At 42.2% G+C, this 20,757-nt stretch carries 16 protein-coding genes, 1 tRNA gene and 1 pseudogene; 9 read left to right on the forward strand and 9 right to left on the reverse strand.

Annotation, left to right across the window (positions count from 1 at the left end; all coding sequences use genetic code 11):
• Positions 1–26 precede the first annotated feature (26 nt).
• The gene (locus BN8908_RS14825; RefSeq protein WP_068691425.1) at positions 27–383 is read left to right on the forward strand and encodes an MmcQ/YjbR family DNA-binding protein; all 357 of its coding nucleotides are present in this window, start codon (positions 27–29) and stop codon (positions 381–383) included.
• A gap of 27 nt (positions 384–410) precedes the next feature.
• Positions 411–1,280, forward strand: a complete 870-nt coding sequence (gene deoC, locus BN8908_RS14830; protein WP_021987781.1) for a deoxyribose-phosphate aldolase — start codon at positions 411–413, stop codon at positions 1,278–1,280.
• A 32-nt stretch (positions 1,281–1,312) separates the two neighbouring features.
• On the opposite strand, the gene BN8908_RS14835 is transcribed toward deoC, so the two are convergent.
• The 5 genes and pseudogenes from BN8908_RS14835 to BN8908_RS14855 all read right to left on the reverse strand — a co-directional run bounded on the left by BN8908_RS14835 (position 1,313) and on the right by BN8908_RS14855 (position 5,544).
• Positions 1,313–3,715 carry an efflux RND transporter permease subunit gene (locus BN8908_RS14835; RefSeq protein ID WP_068691427.1) on the reverse strand — a complete coding sequence of 801 codons (2,403 nt, stop codon included), beginning with the start codon at positions 3,713–3,715 and terminating at the stop codon, positions 1,313–1,315.
• Between the two features lie 68 nt (positions 3,716–3,783).
• Complete coding sequence (locus BN8908_RS14840) at positions 3,784–4,107, reverse strand: nucleotide pyrophosphohydrolase (protein WP_021987783.1); 324 nt, start codon at positions 4,105–4,107, stop codon at positions 3,784–3,786.
• Between the two features lie 57 nt (positions 4,108–4,164).
• Positions 4,165–4,617, reverse strand: a complete 453-nt coding sequence (gene dtd, locus BN8908_RS14845) for a D-aminoacyl-tRNA deacylase (protein WP_068691429.1) — start codon at positions 4,615–4,617, stop codon at positions 4,165–4,167.
• Positions 4,618–4,760: 143 nt separating this feature from the next.
• Positions 4,761–5,021, reverse strand: a pseudogene (locus tag BN8908_RS14850) (Fic family protein); the annotation flags it as partial.
• 451 nt (positions 5,022–5,472) lie between these two features.
• Positions 5,473–5,544 (reverse strand) — tRNA-Arg (locus tag BN8908_RS14855).
• 165 nt (positions 5,545–5,709) lie between these two features.
• On the opposite strand from BN8908_RS14855, the gene BN8908_RS14860 reads away from it, so the two are divergent.
• The 3 genes from BN8908_RS14860 to BN8908_RS14870 are packed head-to-tail and all read left to right on the forward strand — an operon-like array spanning position 5,710 to position 8,756.
• The gene (locus BN8908_RS14860; protein ID WP_021987787.1) at positions 5,710–6,684 is read left to right on the forward strand and encodes a polyprenyl synthetase family protein; all 975 of its coding nucleotides are present in this window, start codon (positions 5,710–5,712) and stop codon (positions 6,682–6,684) included.
• A 6-nt stretch (positions 6,685–6,690) separates the two neighbouring features.
• Complete coding sequence (locus BN8908_RS14865) at positions 6,691–7,128, forward strand: deoxycytidylate deaminase (protein ID WP_021987788.1); 438 nt, start codon at positions 6,691–6,693, stop codon at positions 7,126–7,128.
• Between the two features lie 53 nt (positions 7,129–7,181).
• The gene (locus tag BN8908_RS14870) at positions 7,182–8,756 is read left to right on the forward strand and encodes a S41 family peptidase (protein ID WP_235837444.1); all 1,575 of its coding nucleotides are present in this window, start codon (positions 7,182–7,184) and stop codon (positions 8,754–8,756) included.
• 245 nt (positions 8,757–9,001) lie between these two features.
• Here the strand turns inward: BN8908_RS14870 and BN8908_RS14875 are convergent, their stop codons facing one another.
• Positions 9,002–9,520 carry a TlpA family protein disulfide reductase gene (locus BN8908_RS14875; protein ID WP_021987790.1) on the reverse strand — a complete coding sequence of 173 codons (519 nt, stop codon included), beginning with the start codon at positions 9,518–9,520 and terminating at the stop codon, positions 9,002–9,004.
• A gap of 121 nt (positions 9,521–9,641) precedes the next feature.
• Between BN8908_RS14875 and BN8908_RS14880 the strand changes: the two genes are divergently transcribed.
• The 4 genes from BN8908_RS14880 (at position 9,642) to BN8908_RS14895 (ending at position 16,040) form a co-directional block, all read left to right on the forward strand.
• The gene (locus tag BN8908_RS14880) at positions 9,642–10,586 is read left to right on the forward strand and encodes a tRNA-dihydrouridine synthase family protein (protein WP_068691435.1); all 945 of its coding nucleotides are present in this window, start codon (positions 9,642–9,644) and stop codon (positions 10,584–10,586) included.
• Between the two features lie 32 nt (positions 10,587–10,618).
• Positions 10,619–10,993 carry a YbaN family protein gene (locus tag BN8908_RS14885; RefSeq protein ID WP_021987792.1) on the forward strand — a complete coding sequence of 125 codons (375 nt, stop codon included), beginning with the start codon at positions 10,619–10,621 and terminating at the stop codon, positions 10,991–10,993.
• A 372-nt stretch (positions 10,994–11,365) separates the two neighbouring features.
• Entirely contained in the window at positions 11,366–14,569 is a 3,204-nt protein-coding gene (locus BN8908_RS14890; protein ID WP_068691437.1) for a SusC/RagA family TonB-linked outer membrane protein, read from the forward strand.
• 16 nt (positions 14,570–14,585) lie between these two features.
• Positions 14,586–16,040 carry a SusD/RagB family nutrient-binding outer membrane lipoprotein gene (locus tag BN8908_RS14895; RefSeq protein WP_021987794.1) on the forward strand — a complete coding sequence of 485 codons (1,455 nt, stop codon included), beginning with the start codon at positions 14,586–14,588 and terminating at the stop codon, positions 16,038–16,040.
• Between the two features lie 98 nt (positions 16,041–16,138).
• Here the strand turns inward: BN8908_RS14895 and leuS are convergent, their stop codons facing one another.
• The 3 genes from leuS to BN8908_RS14910 form a co-directional block, all read right to left on the reverse strand.
• Positions 16,139–18,907 carry a leucine--tRNA ligase gene (gene leuS, locus BN8908_RS14900; RefSeq protein ID WP_021987795.1) on the reverse strand — a complete coding sequence of 923 codons (2,769 nt, stop codon included), beginning with the start codon at positions 18,905–18,907 and terminating at the stop codon, positions 16,139–16,141.
• A 155-nt stretch (positions 18,908–19,062) separates the two neighbouring features.
• Positions 19,063–19,779: a hypothetical protein gene (locus BN8908_RS18855; protein WP_021987796.1), complete on the reverse strand. Its 717-nt coding sequence runs from the start codon at positions 19,777–19,779 to the stop codon at positions 19,063–19,065.
• A gap of 157 nt (positions 19,780–19,936) precedes the next feature.
• Positions 19,937–20,740: a porin family protein gene (locus tag BN8908_RS14910; RefSeq protein WP_021987797.1), complete on the reverse strand. Its 804-nt coding sequence runs from the start codon at positions 20,738–20,740 to the stop codon at positions 19,937–19,939.
• Between the last annotated feature and the right edge of the window lie 17 nt (positions 20,741–20,757).

Here is a 20,757-nt window from a genome sequence, read left to right on the forward strand (position 1 = left end):
CATAAACATTGTGTAATTTTGCAGTCATGAATATCGAAGAATTGCGGGAATATTGTTTAGGTTTAGAACATACGACGGAAGATATGCCGTTCGATGATGAAACTTTGGTATTTAAGGTCGGAGGCAAGATGTTTTGTTTTACTTCTTTGGTCGGAGAACTGGTTATGAATCTGAAATGTGATCCGGATGAGGCCATTGAGATGCGGGAAACATTTCCGGCTGTACTTCCGGGATACCATATGAACAAAAAGCATTGGAATACCGTAAGAATAGATGGTTCAATAAGTGATAGTATGCTGAAAGTTTGGATTCGTAAATCTTATCTTTTGGTAGTGGCAGGATTACCCCGGAAGGAAAAGGCGAGACTTGGATTTGAATCTTGATAATAAAGATAAATAAACATTTATATAATGGAGAATATATCGGAAGAATTGGCAACTTACAGTTGGTTGAATCTGGAGGATCGGATCCAGTTCGATTTAGATGGAGTTGTTGAAAAAGAAGTGAAACAGGCATATTGTGTAGAGAACCTGGAATTTTGTATGTCTTGTATGGATTATACGACATTGAAGGTAACAGATACGGAGAAGTCTGTACATCTTTTTACGGCTGACTTGCTTAAAAAGCTGAAGAAAAACGAGTTGAAAGGTGTTGCTGCCGTGTGTGTTTTCCCTAATTTTGCTTCTATTGTACGTGAGGAACTGAAAGCAACGGATATTCAGACTGCCGTTGTTTGCGGTGGTTTTCCTTTTTCACAGACATTTACCGAATTGAAATTGTCCGAGTGTAAAATGGCCATTAATGCCGGAGCACAGGAGGTTGATGTCGTTATTACGATCGGCGATGTCTTGGAAAAGAATTACGAGAAGATATATAAAGAGTTGAAAGCGATTCGCAATGTTTGCGAAGGCGTGAGATTGAAAGTTATTCTGGAAACCGGAGAGTTGAAAGATATCGAAAGTATTTTCAATGCTTCCCTGGTCAGTATGTATGCCGGAGCTGATTTTATCAAGACTTCTACCGGGAAAGTACCGGTAAACGCTACTCCCGAGTCGGTATATGTCATGTGTGAAGCCATTAAACAATTTCATGCACGTACCGGAAAGCGGGTGGGTTTGAAGGTGGCCGGAGGAGTATCGAAAGCACAAAATGCTTTGCGTTATCTGACAATTATCAATCATGTGCTGGGAAGTGAATGGTTAACGCCTTATTATTTCCGGATCGGAGCCTCACAGCTATTCGACGATATTGTCAAAGAAATAAAATCCATCAAAGGATGATAAAATGAAAGCCGGCTGAAAAGCCGGCTTTTTTATTGTGTTAGTTTTTCTTCTCCGTGTTCGATGTGAAGTTTGGTTGTGTCGATGTCTTCTTCTTCATTGTAAATTTGAAGTAAAGGCTCCCGGAATGTCTTGTTTGTAATGCTTTTTTCCAAGGTTAATAATAGGGATGGTAAAAGAATCAGATTGGCAAGCATGGCTGCAAATAAAGTGATGGATGTGAGTAAACCGAGAGCAAAGGTTCCTCCGAAACTGGAAAGGCAGAAAATGCCGAAGCCAAAAAGTAAAATGATAGAGGTATAAATCATACTTTGTCCTGTCTCTTTCAGCGCTAATACGACCGAAGAACGGATGCTCCAGTTCGTGGCTTGCAATTCCTGGCGGTATTTGGCCAGGTAATGTATCGTATTGTCTACTGAAATACCGAAAGCGACACTGAATACCAGTATGGTGGAAGCCTTTATGGGTATGCCTGCATACCCCATAATGGCTGCCGTTATAATTTGCGGAATGATATTCGGAACGAGAGCAATCAGGACCATGCGCTTGCTTCTGAACATCCATGCCATAAAGCTGGCAATTAGTACGATAGCTAAAGCTAAGGAAGAAAAGAGGTTTTTAATCAGGTATTGATTGCCTTTGAAGAAAATAACACTGGAACCGGTGACACTGGTGTGGTGTTTGTCCGGTGGAAATATTTTTTCGATGATTTTATATAAGGAATCCTCTTTGGCTTCCATTTTTTTCGTACCAATGTCTTTTACCCGGAAACTCAATCTGACTTCGCGCATTGTCGAATCGACAAATGATTTGGCCATATCGTTCATCCCTCCGGTAGATTCCATCACATATTTCATGATGAAATTTTTGGTCATATTACTCGGGAGCTTATAGTAGGAAGCTTTACCGTTGTAATAAGCCTGGTTGGCAAATTTAGCGGCTTCAACAACAGACAGCGCTTTCGAAAGGTCCGGGTCTTGGGATAGTTCTGTATTCAGTTGGTCGAGTTTTTCCAGATTACTAAGCTTAAATACCTGATTCGGTTTCAGAAAATCGATCGTCACTTCTAAAGGCATCAGACCGTCGAAGTTCGATTCGAAGAAAGCAAGATCTTGCCGGATCGGATCGGTTTCTTTCAAATCGTCTACCATGTATCCCGTTGTTTTCATACGGGTAATTCCATATATGCCGGCGATGACAAGGACAATCGTTATGTAGTATATGATATTTCTCCGGTTCATGACGATGAACACCAATTTGTCGATCACTTCGTTGATGAAGGGATTGTACAAATGTTTCGTCTGTTTGGTGTCCGGTCTGGGAAGATAACTGAACACACTGGGAATCAGAATCAGACAAATGAGAAATACACAGGTAATACTGATGAATGCAATCAGACCGAATTCCACCAATATGCGGCTCGACGTAATGACAAAAGTAGCAAACCCGGCAGCCGTCGTTAAGTTTGAAAGCAGGGAAGCGTTGCCTACTTTTTGTATCATGCGTTGCAGGGCTTTGATCTTATTCCCGTGGCGTACATATTCTGCATGATATTTATTGACCATATATACACAGTTCGGAATCCCGATCACAATCAGTAAAGGAGGCAGCATGGCCGTCAATAACGTGATTTTTGTACCCAATATCGCCATAAAACCGATGGCCCAGATGACGCTGATACCGATGATACCGACACAAAAACCGACGATTCGGAAAGAACGGAAAAACAAATAGAGAATGACAGCCGTAATCAATAGCGATAAAAGGATGAACATATACATTTCGCTTTTGATATTTTCCGCATTGATTACCCGGATATAAGGCATACCGGAATAATGCATTTTGAGATCGTGTTTGCCCGTGAAATGCCGGGTGATATCCAATACCTTCCGTACAAGCTCAACTCTGGCCGGGGAATTCATGACTTCTGCCGAAACGGTAATCATCATGTTATAAGTGTGCTTGTTCTTATTGATGAGAAGACCGTCGTAGAAAGGTAAATTTTCAGCAATAAATGCCAGGCTGTCGAGTTCTGCTTTGTTTTGGATACGTTTCGGGAAAATAGGAAAAACTTCGAATTTCCGCAGGTTCGTATTTTTGTGAAGATTAAACGTATGGGTAATCGACATCAGCGCTGTTACCCCTTGCTGGGCTTTGATGCTATCCCCCATTGCAATCCAGTCGTTGATTTTTTCCAATTCGTAAAAATTGGAATCCTGAATGGCAAATACCATGACATTACCTTCCTGTCCGAAGTTTTCCCTAAATCGGGTATAATCCAGATAAGCACTGTCGGTTTTCGGCAATAGGTCTGCATTTTCATAGGACATCTGTACATTTCTGGCTTGAAATCCCATAAAGAGCGTAACGAGCAGAACGCCGATAATGAAAGCGACCCGGTTACGAAGAATAATCCCTGCTATCTTAGTCCACATCTTGATTCAGAAATTCGAAATTAAAAATACTGCATCGAACTGACAAAGTTAACAAGAATATATCAAAGCTATTGAATTTTAGGATTGTTTTTGTGTCTTTTTATGTCTCGGCTCGTTTTTTTGGCGAAATTCTCTTCCATAGCTTTTGTAAGATCGACTCCCGTTTGATTGGCCAGACAGGTAAGTACCCATAATACATCGGCCATCTCATCGGCCAGATTTTCCTTTTCGCCCGGTTTAAACGACTGTTCTCCGTATTTCCGTGCCATCACCCGTGCCAGTTCCCCCACTTCTTCCGTTAAAATGGTCATATTCGTCAGTTCGTTAAAATACCGGACCCCGTATTCTTTGATCCATCGGTCGACTTTTTCCTGAAGTTCTTTTAGTTCCATCGTATTGTTGTTTTGAAAAACTGAAAATTTGCAAATGATTTTTTTAGCTTTAAATTTTTATATCCTGTTTTTAGAATCGATAATGATAGTTACCGGACCGTTATTGATTAATTCAACTTTCATGTCGGCGCCGAATACGCCTGATTTAATTTCTTTTTGCATTTCTTCGCACAGTTTTTGCACGAATTTTTCATACAAAGGAATGGATATATCCGGATGAGCGGCATCGATATAGGACGGACGGTTGCCTTTTTTGGTACGGGCCATTAAAGTAAACTGGCTGACGGCGAGTATTTCCCCTCCGTCTTCTTTGATGGATTTGTTCATGACTCCGTTTTCATCGTCGAAAATCCGGAGGTTACAGATTTTCCCGGAAAGCCATTCGATATCTTCGGCTGTATCGTCTGCCTGAATGCCGACCAGAATCATCATACCCTTTTTAATTGCGGAATACACTTGTCCGTCGATGGTTACGCTTGCCTGTAATACCCGTTGTATAACTACTTTCATTGTCTGTTTTGATTTTAGATTGAATTTATAAAAAAGAACCGGGTTTTCCGGTTCTTTCCGATTGTAGTGAAACCGGAAAATAAAACCGGATTATATGCCGTTTATTTTCTGTTATTTATGTCGGTTTTGAAAAATCGGGGATGGATAAATCTGCCTGTCCTGCCATTTCCATCCAAAAAAGGGTGTATGGTCTCAAATTGGTAATGTATAAGAGCAATTTTCAACAATTCAGGAAAACAGATGGTTTCATCTCGTTTATCCAAAGGAGCATCTTGTTTCGCCAATAAGGCTTCTTCCACACTAGTCTGTGTTCCCTCTATTTTAGAAGATTGTGTCGCTTCCTTTATCACGTGCATACCGATAAAAAGGTCGATGTTGAGGATATGTTCGGAGTGCATATATAATAACCTTGGTTTATCTCAGCTCCTGCTTTAAAATCTTTCATAATCTGATTACTGAAATATCTAATTCCAATATATTCTCCAAAATTAAACAAAGCATGCCTTATTCCAAATTTAAGGCAAAAATTAAAATAACGAATTTATATATTCTAATATTCTATTCGAAATTAAAAGAAGAGGAATACTTATTTTTATTCTATATTATATTTTGAATTAGGCTTATAGTCATTTCCCTATATACAATGAATCATTCCCAAAGCATTCATATTTTAGAAAGTAGCCAATTGGGACGTCTGTAAACGATATACATTCTTTTCAAAACGGGGGACGGATAAGGGACGGAAATTAAAAAAACAAGAGAAAACAAAGCAAAAACACCTTTTGAAAATTTCAGCTGATTTGCTGTTTTTCAGATGTTTATTTGTTTTTATTTTCTCTTGTTTTCAAGGATTTGTAGCCGAGCCGGGAATCGAACCCGAATTTAAAGTTTAGGAAACTTCCGTTCTATCCATTGAACTACTCAGCCAGTTTTCCCGGGCAAAAGTAACAAATTAATTGAAAATGGAGAATTGAAAATTAAAAATTTGCCTGTTATTCCGGTAAATTGGGCCGGAATTTAAAATTAAAAATTCAAAATCTGAAATAACAGTCTACTTTTTTATAATTTAGCCCCTTTATAAAAGGAAAGATGATGTATACACTAGAAGAACTCAGGGAAATCATTAAGGCAGAATTTGCCAGACAGGAATATGTGGAGAAACCTTATTCTTTGTTTGAACCGATAAAATACATTTTGGAAGACGGAGGTAAGCGCTTGCGTCCGGTGTTGACGTTAATGGCCTATAATTTGTATCGTGACGATATCGGGAAAGCTTTGAAGTCTGCAATAGGTATTGAAATTTTCCATAATTATACCTTATTACACGACGATGTGATGGACGATGCGGAGTTGCGCCGGGGGCGTCTTACGGTGCATAAGAAATGGAACAGTAATGTGGCGATATTGAGTGGGGATGCGGCGGCGATAACCGCTTATAAATATATTGAGAATTGCGAAGATAAGTATTTGCGGCAGGTAATTGACGGTTTTAACCAGGTGGCAATGGATGTCTGTAAAGGGCAGCAATATGATATGGAATTCGAGAGCCGGAATGATGTCACGGAAGAAGAGTATATCCATATGATTTATCTGAAAACTTCTGTTTTGATTGCCGGTAGTTTGCGGCACGGGGCTTTAATAGCGGGGGCACCGGCCCATGAATACAATGCTTTGTATGATTTCGGAGGCTATCTGGGACTGGTGTTTCAATTGCAGGATGATTTTCTGGATGTGTATGGGGATGTGGCTGAATTCGGGAAAAAGATCGGAGGAGATATCCTGGAGAATAAGAAAACCTATCTTTTAATAAAGGCTTTGGAACAGGCGGGAGAGGAAGAAAAAGCCCGTTTGTGGGAATGGTTGAATAATAAAAATGCCGATCCCGGAGAAAAGATCAAAGCCGTGACAGAGATTTATAACCGGCTTCAGGTGCCGGAGCTGACCCGGTGCACCATCGATTTGTACCTGGAAAAAAGCCGGGAAGCTTTACGAAAAGTGGAAGTGCCTGAAGAACGCAAAGCCGGTTTTTATGAGATGATCGATTACATTTGCGAAAGAAAGAAATAATATTCTATGAGCGAACAGGGAAAATTAAAGCAATTGGACGAACGCTATTTGCGGATGGCTCGTATATGGGCAGAGAACTCCTATTGCAAACGCCGTCAGGTTGGCGCACTTATTGTAAAGGATAAATCGATTATCTCCGACGGATATAACGGTACTCCTTCCGGTTTCGAAAATATTTGTGAGGATGATACCAACCGCACAAAACCTTATGTACTGCATGCCGAAGCCAATGCCATTACCAAGGTTGCGAAATCGAGTAACAGTAGTGAGGGAGCTACCTTGTACGTAACGGCTTCTCCTTGTATCGAATGTGCAAAGCTGATCATACAGGCCGGAATCCGTAGGGTGGTTTACTCGGAAGTGTACCATTGTGCAGATGGTCTGGAACTTTTGAAAAAGGCCGGTATACAGGTTGATTTTGTAGAAATAGAGGAATGTGAATAATAAAAGGAAATGAATAACTAAGGATTGGAACAATGTATAAAAATAATCTGAAAATGATTTTGACACCGGTGATTATTGCACTGGCTGTTGTTGCGGGGATGTTTATCAACTCTCTTTTTATCCGGAAGGATTTCCATAATAAGCAGGAATTGTTTTTGCCGGTTCAGGGCAGTAAGTTGGATATGGTGCTGAATATGGTCGATCATTCTTATGTGGATAGTGTCGATATCCGGAAAATAGAAGAGGAAGCAATCGGAGGCATTATCAAGGATCTGGACCCTCATACGGTTTATATTCCTGCCCGGGAAATGGAACGGGTGAATGAAGATATGCAAGGGAATTTCGGAGGCATCGGCGTACAGTTTTATAAATTCCGTGATACGGTGACAGTTATCAAAGTTGTGCCCGGAGGCCCTTCTGAGGAAGCCGGTGTACAGGACGGAGACCGGATTGTGAAAGTGAACGATACGGTTGTTGCCGGAGTTAAAATGAATGACAGCCGGATTATGGGAATGTTACGGGGCGAGCTGGGTACGGATGTGAATGTAACATTGGTACGTCGCGGAGCGGGCCAGCCGATTGAGAAAACCATTACGCGGGGAAGTATTCCGGTAAAAAGTGTCGATGTCGCTTATATGGTGAACGATACTACCGGTTATGTGAAGGTAAATACATTCGGGATGAATACCTATGATGAATTTATGGCTGCTTTGAAAAGCCTGGAAAATCAGGGTATGAAAAAATTAATTGTCGATCTACGGAGTAATGTCGGCGGTATATTGCCCATAGCCATCAAAATGATCAATGAATTTCTGCCTGCCCAGAGTTTGATTTTGTACACCCAGGGAAAAGCTTCTCCCCGGTCTGACTATTATTCAAACGGTAAGGGCAGTTATCAGCAATTACCTTTGGTAATTATGATTGATGAAAACAGTGCTTCGGCCAGTGAGATTTTTGCCGGGGCCATTCAGGATAACGACCGGGGTACAATTGTGGGACGTCGTTCGTTCGGTAAAGGGTTGGTACAGGAGCAGCGGATTCTTCCTGACGGATCGGCATTGCGGTTGACGGTAGCCCGTTATTATATTCCTTCCGGGCGTTCAATACAACGGCCTTACGATAAAGGAAAGAATGAGTATTACGGTGATCTTAGCAATCGGATCAGACACGGTGAACTGGAAGAAAAGGACAGTATTCATTTCGATGAAAAACTCAAGTACCAGACACTTGGAGGAAGAACCGTATACGGTGGCGGTGGAATTATGCCTGATGTATTTGTTCCCGTCGATACGAATGGAGTTTCGAAATACCTGATTGATTTACGGCGTACGATGTTGTTGTATGATTACACCTTTGATTTTATGGATCGTCACCGTGCGGATTTGAAGGATATGAAAGATTACAAGGAAATATTGGCTTATCTTAAAAAGTTTGATCTTGTCGGAGATATGGCCGATTATGCTGCAAAGAACGGATTGAAGCGGGATAATAAAGGGATGCGTGAATCTTACGAGATTATCCGGACCAATCTGGAGGCTTATATTGCCCGGGATGTGTTGGATAATGACGGTCTTTATCCCGTTTTCGGAAGAATAGACACAACCTTACAACGGGCCGTGAAAGAATGATGTTGATCCCCTGAAATCAAACGGTTGGTTTCAGGGGATTTTTGATTTACGATCTTTTTACCCGCCGATTTCGCTGATTTACTCATTTGTGATTTTGAGTAAGGGGGGCGGAATGATCTGGGAAAGATTTGGAATCGGGGTAAAAGGATTTTTAATTTATGATTTACGATTGGTGAATTCGGAACTGAATCGTAGCCGCGTATCAGGTTGAACCAGAATCGTAAATCAACAATCAAAAACATATATTACTGCAATAACCGGTCGATCACTTCGGTCATTTCTTTGAATTCTGCCGGATCGTAAAGCCGGGTGAGGTAGACGATTTTTCCGGTTTTGTCGATGATTATATTGCGGGTGACACCGGCATTTCTGGCTGCGAAAGCATAGAAAGATTTACCTTCTGAATCTAATGTCAGGGGATAAGTAATTTTTAGGTCCTGGGCGAATTTCTTTGTTTTTTCTGCATTTTCTTTCAGATCGATGCCGATGAGGGCAAATTTCGGATTGTTTTTATGTTTTTGCCAGATGTCTTTTTCAATGAAAGGCATTTCTTTCCGGCATACTCCGCACCAACTGGCTGTAAATTGCAGCATGACGATTTTGCCCCGGAAATCAGACAGTTTTTTTACACTGCCGTCGAGGTAATGAATATCGATGTCCGGCGCCATATCTCCGACTTTAACCAAATACCCGCGGTCGTCATTCTGCGCTTTCAATACCGGACATAAGAGAATAAAAGATAAAAAGAATAATAAAGTTTTCATAGGACGTGAACGATAATGGTTTATGCTGCTAAGTTACAATTTGTTTTTAAAATTGGGAGCCGGAAAAGGGTTTTAGGAATATATGCAGCCATAAATCGAAATTTAAACCTATTTTTGCGGCATGGAAAACCGTTTTGAGATACATTTTGCGCCGATACAGGGGTATACGGACTGGATATATAGAAATACTTTCGCCTGCTTTTTCGGTGGTGTAGACGCTTATTATACCCCTTTTATACGGTTGGAAAAAGGGAATGCTTTCCGTAACCGGGATATGCGTGATTTAGATCCGAAAAACAATACGGTTGCCCGTCTTATCCCTCAGATATTACCGGGCTCTCCTGAAGAATTCCGTATATTGGCCGGAAAAATCCGGGAAATGGGATATCGGCAGGCGGATATTAATTTCGGTTGTCCTTTTCCGTTGATAGCCCATCAGAAAAAAGGAGCCGGAATCTTACCTTATCCGGAACGGGTGAAAACGGTCTTACAGACTATAGATGAATTTCCCGATCTGGATTTTTCATTAAAAATGCGTTTGGGGTGGGAATCGGCAGGTGAATGTATGGATTTGTTATCTGTAATTAATAATCTTCGCCTTTGCTGGATAACGGTTCATGCACGAACAGGAAAACAACAATATAAGGGTACGGTGGACGAGGAAGGATTCGCTTCATTCTATCGGCAATGTACCCGTCCTCTTTTTTATAATGGAGATTTGATATCGGTTGAGCAGATTCAGAATATTGTGGCCCAATACCCCCTGCTCAGGGGTGTTTTTGTAGGACGTGGATTATTGTCTTCGCCTTTATTGGCCGCCGATTTTCAAGGAAATGAAACTTTTTCGGAAGAATTACGTAAAAAGCGTTTTTTTGATTTTCATGAGGCCCTTTTTTCTGCTTATGAAAGTTATTTTAACGATGAAAGATTGCTTTTACAAAAGATGAAATCGGTATGGGATTATTTTTTACCTGAAACCGACCGTAAATGGCTTAAACGAATACGCAAAGCCGGTCGCCGGGACGACTATCAGATCGTAATAAAAGAACTGTTCAGAACAAATTAAAGGAGGCTTTATTACCTCCGGTTTTATAAAAGATGCGAAAAGTTTTATATATCAGTATCGGGATTCTTTCCGTGTGTTTGGGTATCATTGGGATATTTGTCCCGGGACTGCCGACAACCCCTTTTCTATTGTTGAGTTCCTGGCTTTTTTACAAAAGTTCTAAACGAATGCACGATTTTTTACACCGTTCGAAGTGGCTGGGGGATTATATCCGGCGTTATGAATCGAAACAGGGAGTAAGTTGGACCTCAAAGCTGATTTCAATCGGCTGTATGTGGACGATGATTTCTATTTCCGCTTTTGTTGTTCTGGAAAATTGGCATTTTCGTATCCTGCTTCTTGTTTTAGGGCTGATCGGTACGGTAAGCGTAATTTTTATTGTTCCTACTTCTAAAAAAGACCGGTAATTTCTGAAATAAATAAAGTCAGTCTTTGGCTTTTGAATCGTTATTTTTTAAGAATTATTTAATTTTTGAGAGCTGATTTGTTGGATAATATGTAAATATTATTTAAATTTCCCGTCTCTTAAAGAATTGTGTGTACGATCTATATTTGGGATAAATATATTGATATTCAGGATTTTTACCTGAAAAAATACCTTCCTTTTGATTGTTAAAAAAATCTTAACTTTCTTCTGTTTTTGTTTCGTAGGATACATTATTGGTAATCAATGTTTTGTGTTTTCAGAATTTTCAAGTTTAGTTGACATTAAAAAACGAACGTTTTTTTTGGCTGTAGTCCATAAAGGCGTTTAATGTTTAACCTAAAATTGAGTATTTATGAAAAAACGAATCGGACTTTTCGTATTCCTGTCATTTATAGGAATGCAAACGATTTTTGCCCAGACCGTTACAATAAACGGAAGGGTAACGGATGTTGCGGATAATGCGCCTTTACCCGGAGTAAGTGTTAGAATAAAGGGTAGTTCGGTCGGGGTGGCAACGGATATCGACGGGAAATATACTTTACCTGTGAACCGGCAAGATGTGTTGGAATTTTCGTTCGTGGGGATGGAAACGGTGGAAGTTCCCGTCGGAGATAAAAACGTGATTGACGTGCAAATGAAAGCGGTTTCCTTGAAAATGGAAGAAGTGGTGGTGACGGCTCAGGGGATGACCCGTCAGCAGAAGGCTTTGGGATATTCGGTGCAGAACCTGAAATCGGAAGAGTTGATGCAAACCCGTCAGATGGACTTGAATAATGCTTTAGTCGGAAAAGTAGCCGGGGTACGTTTTTGGGGAAGTTCGGGAGCTACCTTCGATGCCGGAAAAATTGTTTTAAGGGGAACCAGTTCATTGAATGCCGGAGGGAGTGAGCCGATTTATGTGGTGGATGGGGTGATTACCAGTGCCAATTCGATCAACATGGATGATGTGGAGTCGGTAAATGTGCTGAAAGGACCTGCTGCGACCGCTTTGTATGGTTCCCGTGGAGGTGACGGGGCGATTATTATTAAAACGAAGGGGTTGAAAGGGCAACGTATGGCTATAAATCTTAGTCATACACTTGCTTTTGAAAAAGTATACCTGCATGGAGATTATCAGAATGAATACGGAGGTGGAAATTTGGGTGCTACGGCAGAGATGTATACTTTTAAGTATGATCCGTCGAAACATCCGGCTTATTTGAGTATCATGGACGGAGCTCCTTATTATGATTACGCTTCTGACGTAAGCTGGGGCCCCAGGATGGACGGACGTATGTATGCTCCCTGGTATGCCTGGGATCCTACTCATCCAAAATTCGGGCAGTTGGCCCGGTTCAGTCCGCCTCCGAAAGATAACCTGGAAGAATTGTTCCAAACCGGGATGATAAATACAACCAATGTATCGGTAGCTCATTCGGGGAAAAATTACATGTCGCGTGTTTCTTTTACGAATATATCCCGGAAAGGGATTATGCCCAATAGTGATGCGGCCCGCCGTTTCCTGTCCATCAAGACGAATTTTAAAGCTTCCGAACGGTTGAATATTGCTTTGGATTATAAATATTCATACCGGCGGAATCACAATAATGCTCAGGAAGGATACGGAAATACGGGAAATGCTTTTTATACCTTTACCCAGTGGTTTCACCGGAATGTAGATGTCCGGGACTTGAAAGATTACAAACGTCCGGACGGTACGTTCCGTTCCTGGAACATCAATTCTCCGACAAATTTAAAGCCTACTTATCATAACAATCCTTTCGCTATTTTTTACGAGGAAAACTGGCAGAGTGTCTATCAGTGGAATGTCTTCAGTGCGGATGCTTCCTATGAAATCCTTAGTAACCTGAAAGCCGGTATACGGGTAAACGGTAATTTACGTAATTATAACAGTTATACGGCTATCCCGATGAATCTGCTGGGAGAAACATCGCGTTACTCAACCAGTCAGAATAGTTTGATTGATATGCAGATACAGGGACGTGTAACTTGGTCCGATCAGTTTTTCGCTAATAAGTTGGCTTTGGATGCGGCTTTTTTCCTTGAAAACCGGAATTACCGGTATGAATCGGTGGGTGCTTTTACCCGGGACGGACTGATTATCGATAAATTTTTCAATGTCAGTGCTTCTTCCGGACTTCCGGGAGGAGAGAACAGTAAAACCCGCATGAAGGAGAGAAGTGTGTATGGGACGGTAACGGCCGGTTGGGACAATACCTATTATTTGGATCTTTCCTTGCGAAACGATTGGAGTTCGACCTTGCCCAAAGATAAAAACAGTTATTTGTACGGGGGTGTGTCTGCTTCTGTTATTGCCAGCAATTGGCTTAAGTCCGAGTGGCTGAGTTTCTGGAAATTGCGTGCCTCCGTTGCACAGGTGGGTAAATCGACGAGTGCCTATAATATTTCGGAAGTGTATACGACGACGAAATACGGACAATTGACGGCGATGAGGCATGACGACCGGATGAAGGACCCGAATATCAAACCCACGATTTCCACGGCTTATGAGATCGGTACCGAATTCCGCTTGTTTAAAGACCGGATTTGGGGAGATTTTAATTTCTATAACCGGGATGCTAAAAATCAGATCATTAATATCGGTTTGACCCCTGCTTCCGGGTATTCTTCACGTACGATAAATGCCGGTAAAATCCGGAACCGGGGAGTTGAGCTGGCTATCGGCGGTTCGGTGGTTAAAACAAAGGATTGGATTTGGGATTTGAATTTCAATATCGCCCGGAATGTAAATACATTGATTGAATTGGATGGAAATTTGAAAACATACAATTGGGCCTGGCTGAGTTATAGTACCCGTTTGTATCTGGTAGCGGAGGTAGGTCAACCGATCGGTGTGATTCAGGGATCTGTCTGGGAAAAGGACGGGCAGGGTAATAAGATTTTGCGTAAACGGTCGAATGAAGGCCATCCTTACGGAGACTATACCTTGAATACGGTCAATAATGCAAAAGAAAAACTGGGTAACGTACAGCCGGATGCTACGGGAGGATTTTCGACTTCGCTCCGGTATAAAAATCTGGCTTTCGGGGCGTCTTTCGATTATCAGATCGGTGGAAATGTGGCTTCCGTCAGTAATATGTTCGGCGAAATGGCCGGTTTATTGGAAACAACCGTCGGTAAAAACGACCGGGGAGTGGACATCCGTATGCCGTTGGAACAGAACGGAGGGATAAAAGTGGAAGGTGTCGTCAAAAATCCGGATGGGACATACTCACCTGTGTCTACTCATGTTGCCGCCAATTATTATTTTGATAAAAAAGGGAGTATCTGGGAAGACTATGTATATGATGCCAGTTATCTGAAATTGCGTGAAATTTCGCTGACGTATACCGTACCGGTGAGTTTGCTCAAACGTTTGGGCGGAGGAATCAAATCAGCCAGTTTGTCATTTGTGGCCCAGAATCCCTGGTTGATTTATTCGGGTATGCCCAATGTAGATGTTTCGGAGGTCGGTAATGCTTATAACAGCTATATAGAGCAGGGACAGGTTGCAAGTACCCGGAGTTTCGGTTTTACCATAGATATGACATTTTAATTAAAACAACAGGATTATGAAAACGATAAAATTATTGATACTGATTATCGCCGGAATGATATTGCTTTCGCGTTGCGACGATTTTGGAAGTGTAAATGTGGATCCCAATAAGGTATCGACTCCGGATACCCGTTATCTCTTTATGTATACTGCGCTCTATGTTCCTAATTTTGCCTGGGTGGGCAATTACGATCCCTGGAATCAGTTGTATCCTCAGTATATTGCCGAGCGGTTGAATATTCAGTATTCGAATTATGCTATGACGGAATTCAATACGAGTGGTTATTACCGCCGGATGATCCGTAATCTGGACGATATTATCCAGCTTTGTTCGGATGAAAAAACGAAAGGAGCAACCTGGGTACAGGCGTTCGGTAAGATTGAAAACCAGATTGCTGTAGCCCGTACATTGCGGGCCTATGCCTATATGCATTTGACGGATGCTTTGGGAATGATTCCTTATTCGGAAGCCAATAAAGCTTTGGAAGGTTTGTATACCCCTAAATACGATACCCAGGAATTTATTTATACCGATCTTGACAAAGAGCTGAACGAAGCTTTTACTCAATTCGATGTTTCTGCGGGGCTGGACGGGACATTTGATATATTTTACAAGGGGGATATGAATAAATGGAAAAGATTGAATGCAACTTTGCGTATGATGATGGCGATTAAATTATCGAAGGTCGCTCCAGCCATCGGGAAAACCCGTTTTGCCAAGGCTTATGCCGACGGTGGAATTACTGCAAATACAGATTTGTTCAAATATGCCTATCTGCCTGAAAATGCGAATGCCAATCCTTTGTGGGAGAATATGATTTTAGACGGGCGATGGGATTTTGTTCCTTCAGCTACAATTATCGATCAGTTGAAAGCTTATCACGATCCGCGTTTAAAGGCTTATACAGTTCCGAATGAGAACGGGGAGTATATCGGATTGCCTTACGGGTTGCGGAAGGACGACCTGCCTTCCTGGCAGACCGGAAGTTATTGCAATTTTCATCCGAAATATTATAAACAGGATGCGGCGATTACAATTATCTCGCCTTCCCACGCTCTGTTGTTGTGCGCAGAAGCTGCTGTAAGGGGATGGATTGGTGCGGATGCAGAATCGCTTTATAAAGCCGGTATAGAAGCTTCATTCAGTCAGCATGAATTGGAATATGATCTGGATGCTTATTGTGCGCAGCAGGAGGTGGAATTTGCCGGTACGGAGGAACAGAAAATTGCTAAAATCGCTATGCAGCGCTGGCTGGCTAATTTTATGCAGGACGGAATCGAAGCCTGGTCGGACTGGAGACGTTTGGGCGTTCCCGATCTGAAGCCGGGTCCGAATGCGGACGTAACCCATATTCCCTATCGCCGTCATTATGCGTCGGACGATTTTACTCCCAATATGGCAAATTACGAGGCCGCTATCGCTTTACAGGGGCCGGATAATTTCGATACCCGGGTATGGTGGAATAAATGACATATTCGAAAGGCTGTAAATATTCCACCTGGGTATTGATAGATGGGCTGTCCGAAAGAGTCGAAACCGACTTGATCGGACAGCCTTATTCGGATGGATCAGACAACGATGTTTACGATCTTTTTGGGGACGATAATCATTTTCCGGATTTCTTTTCCGTCCAGGTATTTGGCGGTTTCCGGAGCAGCTTTTACGGCGGCTTCGATTTCCGCATGATCTGCTGCCAGAGACAAGGCCAGTTTAAAACGGACTTTTCCGTTGAACGATACCGGGTATTCGAAACTGTCTTCTACCAGGAATTTTTCGTTCCATTCGGGGAATACTGCCGTCGTAACACTATCGGCATGTCCCAGTTTATGCCATAATTCTTCGGCGATATGGGGAGCAAAAGGAGCGATGGTGATAACCAAAGGTTCGAGTATGGCCCGTTTGCTGCATTTTAAGCCTGTCAGTTCGTTGGTACAGATCATAAAAGCCGGAATCGAAGTGTTGAATGAAAAATTCTCGATATCGGATTCGATTTTCTTGATGGTCTTATGCAATGTCTTCAGTTCTTCTTTGGTCGGTTCTTCATCTGTAATGATCAGTTTGTCGTCGTTGACGTATAATCTCCAGAATTTTTTCAGGAATTTGAAAACACCGTCTATACCTTGTGTATCCCACGGTTTATGGGCTTCCAGCGGTCCGAGGAACATTTCGTAAAGACGAAGGGTATCGGCTCCGAATTCCTCAATGATATCGTCCGGATTAACGACGTTGTACATGGATTTGGACATTTTTTCCACCGCCCAGCCGCAGATGTATTTTCCGTCTTCCAGGATAAATTCCGCGTTGGCGTATTCCGGCATCCAATTGCGGAAGGCTTCCTGGTCGAGAACGTCATTGTGTACGATATTGACGTTGACATGGATTTCCGTTGTTTCGTATTGGTCTTTTAACCCGTAGGAAACGAATTTATTGGTGCCCTGTATCCGGTAAACGAAGTTGGAGCGTCCTTGTATCATCCCTTGATTGATCAGCTTCTTGAACGGTTCGGATTCGCATACATACCCCAGATCATACAGAAAGTGATTCCAGAAACGGGAATAGATCAGGTGGCCGGTGGCATGTTCGGCTCCTCCCAGATATAAATCGACATTTTTCCAATATTCGTTGGCTTCTTTGCTTACCAATGCCTTGTCGTTGTGCGGATCCATGTAGCGTAAGTAGTAAGCTGAAGAACCTGCAAATCCGGGCATGGTATTTAATTCCAGCGGATAACCTTCTTCTGTTTGCCAATTTTGGGCCCGTCCCAATGGCGGTTCTCCGGTTTCCGTCGGTAGGTATTTGTCGATTTCCGGTAGCTCGAGCGGTAATTTCGATTCATCCAGCATATAAGGCATATCGTCTTTGTAATAAACCGGAAACGGTTCTCCCCAATAGCGTTGGCGGCTGAAAATAGCGTCCCGCAAACGGTAATTGATTTTGCTTTTGCCGATCCCCCGCTTTTCTACGTCTTCGGCGATGTATTTAATCGCTTCTTTGACCTCCATGCCATTGATTACACCGCTGTTGATCATTTTTCCTTCCTTGGCATCGTAGGAACTTTCAGAAAGGTCGATCGGCTGGCCGTTGTCAATGACCGGTACGATGGGCAGATTGAATTTACGGGCAAAGGCATAGTCCCGGCTATCGTGGGCCGGAACAGCCATAATAGCTCCTGTTCCGTAACCGGCAAGCACGTATTCACTGATCCATACGGGTATGGCCTGTTGTGTAAAAGGATTGACGGCATATGAACCCGTGAATACTCCGGTTACTTTTTTGACTTCACTTTGACGTTCCCGTTCGGTACGTTTTGCTACGTAGTCGAGGTATTCATTCACGGCTTGCTGCTGGGCCGGAGTGGTCAGTTGCTTTACGTAATCACTTTCCGGAGCCAGTACCATAAAGCTGACACCGAAAATCGTATCGGGGCGGGTGGTGAATACCTGTAATTTCAAGTCGTTGTTTTTCACATCGAAAATGATATCGGCACCTTGTGAGCGTCCGATCCAGTTGCGTTGGATGTCTTTGAGGGAATCCGACCAGTTGATCCGGTCCAATCCGTCGAGCAGGCGCTGTGCGTAGGCAGAAACGCGTAGCGACCATTGACGCATTTTTTTCTGTACGACCGGATAGCCGCCCCGCACGGACAGGCCTTCTTTCACTTCGTCGTTTGCCAGTACGGTACCCAGTTGGGGGCACCAGTTGACCATGGTTTCAGCCAGGTAAGCCAAACGATAATTCAACAGAATCTCCTGTTGTTCCTTTTCAGTTTTAGTTTTCCATTCTTCTGCCGTAAATTGAAGGTTTTCCCCACAAGCTACATTTAATCCTTCAGTTCCTGTATTTTCAAAAGCTTTCACTAATTCTGCAATAGGCATTGCCTTTTGTTCGTCGTTGCAATAAAAACTATTGAACATCTGGATAAAAGCCCATTGTGTCCACTTGTAATAGTGGGGATCGCAAGTGCGGATTTCCCGGTTCCAATCGAATGAAAAACCGATTTTATCCAGTTGTTCCCGGTAACGGGCTATATTTTTATCCGTTGTGATAGCGGGATGTTGGCCGGTTTGAATGGCATATTGTTCTGCCGGCAAGCCATAGGCATCGTATCCCATGGGATGAAGTACGTTAAAACCTTTGAGGCGTTTGTAACGGGAGTATATGTCGGAAGCGATATAACCGAGCGGATGTCCTACATGCAAGCCTGCTCCCGAAGGATAAGGAAACATGTCCAATACGTAGTATTTCGGTTTGGCAGGATCTGTGTCTACCTGATAGGTTTTGTGTTCTTTCCAGTAGCTTTGCCATTTTTTCTCGACTTCCTTGAAATTATATTCCATAACGCTATGTGATATTTATTTATGATTTCATTTTGAGGCACAAAGATATAAAGGAAAAACCAAAAGCTGAAACGGAGAGAAGGAAATAAAAAAACAGACATAAAAAACGTGCAGACAGATTTACCGCCTGCACGTTTTAATATGTCCGCAAATTTTTATTTCTGTGTAGAAGGAGCTAAATTGAAATTCAATCCCATTTCGAATTTGGTACTTTCATTGACGATAACCACCATATCGGCCATAGCCATTTTCATCATCATAATCATGAAATCGCCGTTTGCGTCCATACCCTGAACAATTTCGTTAATCAGGCCCATAAAAGGCTGCATCATATCCCGGGTCACGTAGGCTTCCAATTTGTTGTTTGTAATTTTGTAGTTAAGAGGAAGGCCTTCTTTCAGAATTTTGTCCAGGTCGATGGCCGGATTCTCTGAGGCTCTGGATGTCAGTGAAGGCAATCCGTCCGGAAACATCACGTCTAAGTGCGGTATCAGGTAAACTTTGTCCCCTTTGATTTTGTAAGAAACTGCTCCGGCAGGAGATTGGGTGGGTTGACCGTCCTCCCCTTTGATGGAAGCAACCAGTTCACCGTCGGCTTTGAACGTGACATTGAACAGGTATTCTTTTACATAAGCCCCCATTAATTCATTGATGACATTTCCAAAGTCTTTGTTGGAAATGTGATTTTCGATGAACATAACAGAGTCGGTGGCGTTTTCCAAACGAACATTGATTATCGGGTCGTTCTCATCTCCGGTTGCTGTGTTCCAGGTGTTTACCAACGGAGATACATCGTCGTCATCGTCACTACAAGAGGTGAATGCTGCACAGCTTAAGGCAAGCATGAATAAATAAAGTAATCCTTTTTTCATTTTCGTTTTTAATTAGTTGTTAGACAAAATAAATCGGTGTTGATTTATTATTATTGAGGTGTAAAAAATGGCGCCATTTTTTTGATTATAATATATAAAAAAGCAAAAAGAATGCCATTTTGTGAAAAACAAAGTGTTCTTTTTTCAATTTTTATTTTCAGTCGTTTTTATGACGGAAAGGGTTTAGTTTCGGTGGTTTGATGTCGAATAGGTTGTAACTTAAAGCTAATGTCCCCCGCATGTGGAGCATTTTATAATCGAAATACTGGTTATCCGGTTTAAAAATATCTTTCATACCGCAACTGAAACGCAGTCCGATTTCGATGCGGGAAAATAATTTTCGTTCGTATCCCAGGATAATGCCTGCATCCCAGTTATCCAGAATATCGTTGAAGTTGATATTCAGAGGTTCGTCATCTATGGCTCCGTTGTAAATACCTTCATCGGTCATCATAAAGCCTTTGTTTACCTTGATATCGAATTTCCCTTGTAAGATATAAGCGAAATAGGCACCGAATATCAACCGGTCTTTTTGATTCCTGAACGTATACTTGGCATATACCGGAATTTCCAGCATGGTGAAATTCATTCCCATTTCGGCAGATCCTGTAAACCGGGCGATGACGTCGTTTTTTTCGTCGTTGAACCGTTGGTTTTCGATTCGGGCATCGGCATCGATAGATACTTTTTTATAGGAAACTTCTGCGCCGATACCCCACCTATTTGTAATCGGAAAGCTCAGTTTTGCTCCCAGGGAGGGATAGAGTTGAGGATAGGGATTAAAAGGGCTTGGGACGTTGCTGAACGGAAAAGGTATCGCCCCTCCGATATCCGTTCCCAATTGTACTCCCAAAGCAAAACGATATTCTACATTTTGAGTTGAAGGGATCGTATCTTGTTGAGCCTGTACTGATAAACCGATCAATAAGAATAGTATAACGATATAGGATGCTATTTTCATAATGTGCTTTTTAAGTC

The sequence above is a fragment of the Culturomica massiliensis genome (genome assembly GCF_900091655.1).
Lineage (GTDB): Bacteria > Bacteroidota > Bacteroidia > Bacteroidales > Marinifilaceae > Culturomica > Culturomica massiliensis.